This window comes from Mobiluncus sp., from assembly GCF_985070215.1.
In genome coordinates, this window is sequence record NZ_CFKZQR010000060.1 from 1 (window position 1) to 8,292 (window position 8,292).

An 8,292-nucleotide genomic window follows, 5' to 3' on the forward strand; every position below is an offset into this window, starting at 1 on the left:
AAAGCGCTACCGGACTGCTGGAGCATGAGGCCCAGCACTTCACGTTCATCGGCGGGCAAACCCAAAGCAGGCCGCGCCTGCGCGCCTCCGCCGGTCTCGCCTTGCAGACGCACCAGGTAGGTTCCGCCCGCGAGTCGACCTGGACAGGCGGCGGCCGCTTGGGTAGAGCAAAAGACCGGGCCGGGACTCGTCCCTGACCAGTCTCGCGGCACCGTGACCCGCAAATCGGCGCCTGCCAGCGTGGCGAGCATTTCGAGCTGCTCCCGCCATGCTTTCTCGTGCGGTTCGCACAGCAGCGTCACCGTTTTTGAGGTATTGACCATGCCCCAAGTTTTCGCCGCCGTGCAACAGACCAGAAACGGAAAAATTTTTACCTGTGGAAAACCCCGAATTCACCGCCCTGTGGATAACGTGATGAAATGGGTGACTGACTGGGAAAACCGCGAAAACTTGACCAAATTTTGGGGAAGTTAAGTATAGCTGCAGTCCCGCGTTATACAATGGCTCGGTGTCCGAAAACCTTCCGCAGCCTCCCAAGAATCCGGTTCCTGGGCAGACAGGCGGCTCGCAGCAACGCCGCCAGGAGCAGACGTTGCCTCCTCATGCCCGCCCGCAGGCTCCGGCTGTTTCTTTGCCGCCCGTTCAAACAGCGGGCAATCCTGCGGTTCCTTTCCCACGCCCGCAACAAAAAACAGTTCAGCCTCGCGTGTTGCCGTCCCGTTCCGCAGTGCGGCGCGGATTGGTGACTCCTCCAGGGCACCCCTCCCCGACCCCGCGACCGAATGTTCAACCCGGCCAACCTGTTCAACCCGGCCAGCCAAGTCCCGCAGTCGGGATACCCCCGGTCATCCCTCCCGCTCAGCCAACTCAATCCACCCAGCCCATTCAACCCGCCCAGCCCGGCCCCATTCCACTGACCCCGACCGCCGCTGGTGTCCCAACCGCCTTGCCGGAAGAAGAAATCGACGAGGCCGAAACCGCAGCTTGGAGGACCGAACTCGCCGCCGCCGCAGCTCAAAACGAAGTCGAACAGGTTCCCGATGACTTGAGCCCCGAACCAGCCCCCTCCGAGGCACCTGCCAAGCGGCCCGGCACGTGGAAACGGTTTGCCTACCTGCGCGATCAGTCCCGGACACTCGCGGAAACCGGGACACCGAAACCTCCGCCCAGTACCCTGCGGGCCAACCTCATCGGTATCCTTACCGGGCTGCTGGTGGCGCCCATCGCGATGGTTTTCCTGATCTGGGGTACGAAAACCGTGATGGATGCCAGTTACGGCGCCGGAGCTGTCGCTATAGTTTTGGGGATTTTTGAAATCTTGGCAGGAACCGCACTGCTGTCGATAACCGGTGTGGTCACCGGCTACTACTCGTCGCTATCCTGGGCGATTTCTGCGCTCTGGCCCGTGCTGCTGACCGTCCTGGCCAGCCCGATTCGCGGCTTGGTCGCCGCCCACAACGACACTTTGACGGGAGCTTCGCAATACTCGCTGTGGTGGGAATTCCTCGATGGAGTTTCCACGTTGACGGCTTCCGGATTGTTCCCCACCATGGCAATAGTCATGGTCGGGGCGTCTTTGGCGTCTCAAATCGCCTATCTGGAGGGGCGGGACTTCGCCTTGCTGGAGCACGAGCTCGGCGAAACTAACGACCGCCAGCCCGGCGCACCCATTGCCCCGCCTTCACGCTTGAAGTATCACTTCTTGGCGATTGTGGTGGCTGTCATCTGCACGATTGCGGGCATGTTGGCGCTGATTCCGCTCCATGATCGTTTGGCGGTCATCACCGGCGCCAGCGGGCATTTGTCAGAGCTGCCGGCGGTCGCGACATACGGGTTGCCGATTCTGGGCATCGTCTTGCTGTTCATAGCGGTTTATTCGGGTTCCCGCTCCGCCGCGGGCCTGCTGTTTGCCGGCGTGACCTGCGGGATTATCCCGGGGATAATTCTAGCTTTCGGGGAGGCTTCGACTTCCGGTTGGGCCGAACGTCTGGTCAGGTTCCTTTCCGATCACCTCACCGCTTCTATGCACGTATCCGGCGGACCGCTGACGACCTTCGGTTTTGTGCTCATTGCTTGCGCTCTAACGCTGTGGTGGTGTCGTCAAGCGGGTCAACGCGATCAAAAGGCGGATCTTGCGGAGGCTTAGCCGGTTTTTTAACGTGTTCACAAGCGGTTTGCCCGGGTTTTTCGTTGCTTTCTTCAGTTTTTCCCAGCGCGCCTAGTGAGAATGGCCTGGTTCGTGCGCTAACGTGTTTCCCGAGGTGACTGACGAAGGGAGACTCCCGTGACCGAAGAAAATCAGCCGGCAGAATTGCCTGACTACCTGCGTGACGCGTCCGAGGATGCCGACAAGTCTTTGGACGGCGAAATCGATGCTGCAGAGGCATGGGCGCAGGCTTTTGCGAAAGACAGCGCAGACTCTGACACCGACTCTGGCGCTGACACTAAAACCGAGCCCACCCCCGAAGAATCAGTCACCACTCCGGTCGAGGACAACGAACCCGATACACAGTCAACCGTAGTTACTGACAATAGCACGGAAACCGTGGTTACCCCGCAAGCTGAGGAAACAGACAGCGACGCCCCTGCGCCAGAGCCCGCACCCGCACCCGAGCCGGAACCGGACCCGGTGAGTGACACCTCGACTCAAGCCTGGTCATCGTTCCTGAACGAAGAAACCATCGCGAAAACTGAGGATTCTACCACTGACGTGGTTGACTCAAAGAACGAGGAAATAACTCCCGCACCGCCAGCCGAGGAACTGGAAACCACGGTGGTACGCCGCAAGTCCCTCTTGGGGGCGGAATCCAGTCCGACCCCTCCAGCTGGCGCGGCTGCTGACGACACCGCAACCACGGAAGAACCTGACCCGAAATGGCAACCACGTCAAGCACAACTTCTCGGTAACGAAGACGAAAAACTCAATGAATCTACGATGCTTGCCGGAGCCTCCATCAAACCGGCAAAAATCAGCCGAGCCGGCGCGCATGCCTGGTCCCTGCTGATTAGCCTCATCGGAGTACCCCTGGCGTGGGCATTCTTACGCCACGCCGGAGGACTGCTCTACGGTTCAAACCATTCCGCTTGGGAAACGGGCAAATACTCCTTGGAAGGGCTCATCTTCCTGGTTCTGGGTTTGGCAGCAGTCGTCATCATAGGTATGGTGGTGCGGTTGTCCTCACTGGGGATGTTTGTGTCTGGAATTGCACTCTGTGTTCTGGGCGGCGCTTTCGTGGTGGTCCCCGGAGTGGTGAAAGGCGCGATGGGCAGTACTTTGCAGGGAATGCAAGACAGCCCGGTGATGGCGTTGAAGGTGCTGGGCTACCTCATTGAATCCGCCGGAGCATCGGGACAATTCTTTGTTATCGGCGTGTTGTTAATCATGATTGGCGTGGTGGGACATACCGCCCGCCGCAAAGGCCGGGTTGACCAAATCGCCGACAAGGCTTTGGCTCGCGCCGAAAACGCTTAGCCCCGGCAACAACCCAAACATTTAGATAAGGAAAGTCTTAGGTGGCGAGAAACAGCGGTGCAACAAGCCTAGGTGCTATCTGGGCGGAAGTGCTGGCCGGGCTAGGCGACAAAGTGCATGAGTCAGCTTTGGATGCGCGATTCCGCTTGGCTGCCGAGGACAGCGTGCAAGACCGCATCTTCCACTTGCATTCGGGAAAAGTTAAGCTGACCCGCGCCACTTCGATGGGCCGCGACCACCTCCTAGAAGTCCTGGGACCGACAGACACCATCGGCCTTAATGCCCTGACCGATTCTCCCGCAAAAGACGGATTGGGCGGCGCCAACTTCCTCCAGCGTTCTCCCGTTGCACCGGATCGGTCCGGCAAACCGGAAACCGGGGATTCCTACAGCACCAACGGTTCAGCCCCGCGAACCGCCTCCCGGACGTGGTTTGCCTCCGCTTCTACCCTGGAACCTGTACAACTGGACTGGGTATTAGTCACGGATGCAGGGGAATACCTGGCAAAGCATCAGGCCCTATACCTAGAGTTGCTGCGGGCCTTGAACCGGCAAACTGAGCTGCTCTACCAGCGCACCATGGCGCTGCGGGATGTAGATGTGCCGGGACGCATCGCAGCTGCTTTGCTGGAGCTGATGGAAAAGTTTGGGCAACCGCTGGAAAGCGACTCAGACGAGCAATTGTCAGGACAAATGCCGGGGGCGGCGACGGAAACAGGCAGCGAAACCCCGCGAGGAGCCGATTTTCCCGCCGCCGGGGTGCGACTGCCGCACGGGCTGTCACAGTTGGAGTTAGGTCAGATGGCCGGAGCTAGCCGAGAGACAGCCAACAAGGTGTTGGCAGATTTCATCTCCCGCGGCTGGATCATTCAAAAGCGCAGGTCAATCATTATTATGAATGAAGAACGGCTACGCTACCGGGCCTCGTAAACCGCAGACACGACCCGCTGAATACCGCAAAAGATCTAGGCCAAAGGGCGTTTAAAGTAAGCAACCAGGGAATCCCCGCCGCCCGGTCCGGGCACTATCGCCACCAGTTCCCAGCCGTCCGCACCGAACTGATCCAAAATCGCTTTCGTATTATGCACCATCACCGGCGCCGTCAAGTATTCCCACTTCGTCATAAACTCAGCCTAAACCGTGGCGGGTCAAGCCAAAAAACAACAACCCACCCTTGGACAATAAACGCTGGTGGAACGTTACTTGGAGAGCGCTACGGCGCGGCGGGACGCACGAACGTGAGCCAACACGTGAGGAGCGTGCTTCGTCCGCAACTCCGCAGCGAGCTCATCATCGGCTTCGCGCAACCAAGTTTCCCAAGAACGCACCTCGGGATAACGGCGCAACATCGCGCGGCGTTCCCGCTCGGTCAAACCGCCCCAAACTCCGAAAGAAGCACGAGAATCCAGCGCATCGGCTAGGCATTCCAGGCGGACAGGGCATCCGTAACACATAGAACGGACTTCGCGTTGGGCTGCACCTTGGACAAAAAGTTGATCCGGCGGGCAATCTGCGCACAATGCTTTGGCTGCCCAAGTTTGGTCTTCATTGACTGACATATGAATCTTTCTTTCTCGAAAGCCAGCTTGCCTTAAATAGCTTAGCCGCCGGTCAAGGGAATTTCAAGGGCGAAAAATTGCGAATAAATCGAGACAATTTTGCATAGAGCATACTTAACATTTCCATTTGTCAAACTAAATTGAAATAGATTCTTTACACAACACCCCGAAGGGACGTTATCCGGTGCCATAGCCTGATTTAATTTAGAAAGAATCGCACCCGACCTTTAGGATTGACCTATGGGGAAAAATGACGCAGCCAGTTCCACTTCCGCATTGCCCAAGACCCGTAAGTCGCGAGTACTTGCCCTTTTGGTAGCTTTCGTGGCGGCAAGCGCGGTAGCGGGCGTGTTCACCGCCGGTTTGGCTCTGCCCGTGGTCGGTGCCGCCGCTATCGTCAGCGCTAAAGGTGCCGAAACCCTCGACGACTTGCCCGCCGACTTCACCACTTCGCAACCATCCATGAAATCCATCATCACCGCTGCTGACGGCACCCCCATTGCCGAGTTCTATGCGGAAAACCGCATAGTGGTCCCCCTGGCGCAAGTAGCCAAAACCCTGCAACAAGGCGTTATTGCGATTGAGGACCGGCGTTTCTTGGAACATCAGGGCGTTGACATCGAAGGCATGAGCCGGGCCATCCTGTCCAACCTAGCCGGCAACGACCTGCAGGGCGCTTCGACCCTGACCCAGCAATACGTGAAAAACTTGCTCATCGAACAAGGCCGGGTCGCCGGGAACCCGGACATGATTGAAGCCGCCAGTGAAACAACCTTGGAACGCAAAGCCCGGGAAGCCAAACTGGCGATGAGCTTGGAACAAAAGATGACCAAGTCCGAAATCCTGGAGGGCTACCTGAACATCGCCCAGTTCGGGCCCTCGGTCTACGGGGTAGAAGCGGCCGCCCAACACTATTTCTCTAAGTCCGCCAAAGACCTCAGTCTCGCCGAATCCGCCCTGCTAGCGGGAATCCCTCAGTCCCCCAACGGACACGACCCCATCGCGCACCCCGAATCCGCCACCAAACGCCAGGGACTTGTGCTGGACGCGATGGCCCGTGACGGATACATCACCTCGGAACAGGCCAAAAAGGCCAAGTCAATACCAGTTTCGGAACTGCTGCACGTCTCCACCCAGCAGCAGGGGTGTGGGTTGGCCGGCAACGCCTCATACTTTTGCTCCTGGGTGGTGGGGGAAATCCTGTCCTCCCCAGAGTTTGGCGCCACCTACGCGGAACGCCAACGCCTGCTACTGCGCGGTGGACTCAACATCAAGACCACCCTCGACCCGAAAACCCAAGACGCCGCCTACAGCACAGTCACCGGACGTATCCCGGTGGGCGACCCTTCTGACGTCAAGATTGCCCTATCCAGCGTCGAGCCGGGCACCGGCAAAATCAAAGCCATGGTCCAAAACACCAACTATGGAGTCGATCCGGGCAACAACGCGGTGACTGAAAACTCTTACAATGGCGACTACGCTCACGGCGGCTCCGCCGGCTTCATGACCGGATCGACCTTCAAGGTGTTTACCCTGACCCAGTGGTATATCGACGGATACGGCGGTTATGACCAAGCCGGGGGACGCTACAGCATACCCGCCAAGGAGTGGAAGATTTCCTGCGCCCCGGAACTGGCCAACAACTGGAACTTTTCCGAAACCGGCGGTGCCAAGAAAGGCGCGATGACGATTGCCGCGGGTACCGCGAACTCCATCAACGGTGTGTTCGCAAACATGGCGACCAAACTGGACTTGTGCGACATCGCGAAAACCGCCGCCAAGATGGGCGTGACCGAACCTGACGGTTCACCCTTCACACCAAACCCCTCTTTCGTTATCGGCGCCGGCTCCGCCACCCCGCTACAGATGGCCAGCGCCTACGCAACCTATGCCGCCCACGGAGTCTTCTGCGATCCCATCGGCATCACTTCCGTTACGGATTCCTCCGGGAAATCTTATGATGTGCCCGATGCGAACTGTCACCAGGTCCTGACCCCCGACGTGGCCGACAAAGTTGCCGTGACCTTGGCGGGAGTTCTGCACGCGGGCGGGCGGTCCGCTGCTATTCCCCGACCGGCCGCGGGCAAGACCGGCACGACGGACCACAACGAAAACACCTGGTTTGTCGGCTTTGTCCCCCAACTGGCGGCCGCGGTGTGGGTCGGGCACGCTAACGCGAATATCCCGGTGGGCCACCAAACCATCGGGGGACGCTACTACGGTTCCCTCTACGGTTCTTCCATCGCGGCCCCGACCTGGGGAACTTTCATGACCGCCGCTTTGCAGGGAGTTCCGATCCAGCCCCTGCCAAAGGTTAATCTGGGCTCTACCGGCATGTTTGTGGGCGGAGGCTACAAGCCCAAGACTGAGGAGAGTCCCACTCCCACACCTTCGGATTCGGCCAACCCGGCTGCACCCGGTAGCGGCGCAGGTAGTCCGGGGACGACCCCCGGTGAGGGTGGGGCGAACCCCGGAGCGAATCCTGACGCTAACAATCCGGCGCCTCCCGCTCCGCAGCCGCCAGCTCCGGCTCAACCCCCAGCTCCTGCGCAACCCGCGCCTCCGGCACAATAACTAGCGAAATAAACGTCGCACTAGGAAAGTGAAGGCAGACCCTATGGACTCCAACTTGTGGACCCGCACCTGGAACGCAATGAAAGTCGGGGCGCTGACGGCAGGAGCCGTAGCCTGGAGTGCTGCGCGCGCCTCCCGTGCCTACCAGCTGCGTCACTTGACGGTTCCCGTGTCCGGACGGGCTTTGCGTTCCATTGCTGCGCCCCGGATCGATGCACAAGTGCCGCGTTTCGGAGTGGCGGGTACACCACAGTTTCCTGGATTGCGGGTGTTGCACCTGTCGGACACGCATTTTTATCGCGGCCGCGAGGATTTAGTCGGCTGGTTGCGAGAACTGGCGAAACGGGCGGGAACGGACTTTGACCTGGTCGTTTTGACCGGGGATATGCTGTCGTCGAGTTACGGGGATGAATTTTTGGCCGCCCCGGCGCTGCAGCCGTTTATCGATTCGGGGGTGCCGGGAGCCTACGTGTTCGGAGATCATGATTTCTACGCCAGCCGCGCGGGTAATCCGTTGAAATATTTGTGGAGTACCAGTGAAAAATCCGGGTCGGGCTTTGCGGGTGCTAAACGGATTGGCGAGCCTGGTCAGAGCAATCGGCTCAGCCGGCTGTTGGCCGATTCCGGTTGGCTGGACCTGAATAATGCGAACGGCAGCTTGGATGTGCGCGGGGTGCGCCTGGAGTTC

The 8,292-nt window shown here is 59.3% G+C and carries 7 protein-coding genes and 1 pseudogene; 5 read left to right on the forward strand and 3 right to left on the reverse strand.

What is annotated here, in order from left to right; genetic code table 11:
• Window positions 1-323 (reverse strand): annotated as a pseudogene (locus AC5LBQ_RS08930) (hypothetical protein); the annotation flags it as partial.
• Window positions 324-508: 185 nt separating this feature from the next.
• On the opposite strand from AC5LBQ_RS08930, the gene AC5LBQ_RS08935 reads away from it, so the two are divergent.
• The 3 genes from AC5LBQ_RS08935 to AC5LBQ_RS08945 all read left to right on the forward strand — a co-directional run bounded on the left by AC5LBQ_RS08935 (window position 509) and on the right by AC5LBQ_RS08945 (window position 4,401).
• Entirely contained in the window at window positions 509-2,146 is a 1,638-nt protein-coding gene (locus AC5LBQ_RS08935) for a hypothetical protein (RefSeq protein ID WP_493265263.1), read from the forward strand.
• Between the two features lie 138 nt (window positions 2,147-2,284).
• A complete protein-coding gene (locus AC5LBQ_RS08940) occupies window positions 2,285-3,472 on the forward strand; it encodes an ABC transporter permease (RefSeq protein WP_493265264.1) in 1,188 nt (395 codons plus the stop codon).
• A gap of 41 nt (window positions 3,473-3,513) precedes the next feature.
• Complete coding sequence (locus AC5LBQ_RS08945; RefSeq protein ID WP_491680946.1) at window positions 3,514-4,401, forward strand: Crp/Fnr family transcriptional regulator; 888 nt, start codon at window positions 3,514-3,516, stop codon at window positions 4,399-4,401.
• Window positions 4,402-4,436: 35 nt separating this feature from the next.
• Here the strand turns inward: AC5LBQ_RS08945 and sp36 are convergent, their stop codons facing one another.
• Entirely contained in the window at window positions 4,437-4,595 is a 159-nt protein-coding gene (gene sp36 / locus AC5LBQ_RS08950; protein ID WP_282922509.1) for a Sp36 family protein, read from the reverse strand.
• 75 nt (window positions 4,596-4,670) lie between these two features.
• A complete protein-coding gene (locus AC5LBQ_RS08955; RefSeq protein ID WP_282922510.1) occupies window positions 4,671-5,030 on the reverse strand; it encodes a WhiB family transcriptional regulator in 360 nt (119 codons plus the stop codon).
• Between the two features lie 240 nt (window positions 5,031-5,270).
• On the opposite strand from AC5LBQ_RS08955, the gene AC5LBQ_RS08960 reads away from it, so the two are divergent.
• Together AC5LBQ_RS08960 and AC5LBQ_RS08965 are read left to right on the forward strand one after the other, a co-directional pair.
• A complete protein-coding gene (locus tag AC5LBQ_RS08960) occupies window positions 5,271-7,604 on the forward strand; it encodes a transglycosylase domain-containing protein (protein ID WP_493265265.1) in 2,334 nt (777 codons plus the stop codon).
• A 43-nt stretch (window positions 7,605-7,647) separates the two neighbouring features.
• The coding region (locus AC5LBQ_RS08965) for a metallophosphoesterase (protein ID WP_493265266.1) at window positions 7,648-8,292 on the forward strand (645 nt) is incomplete at its 3' end.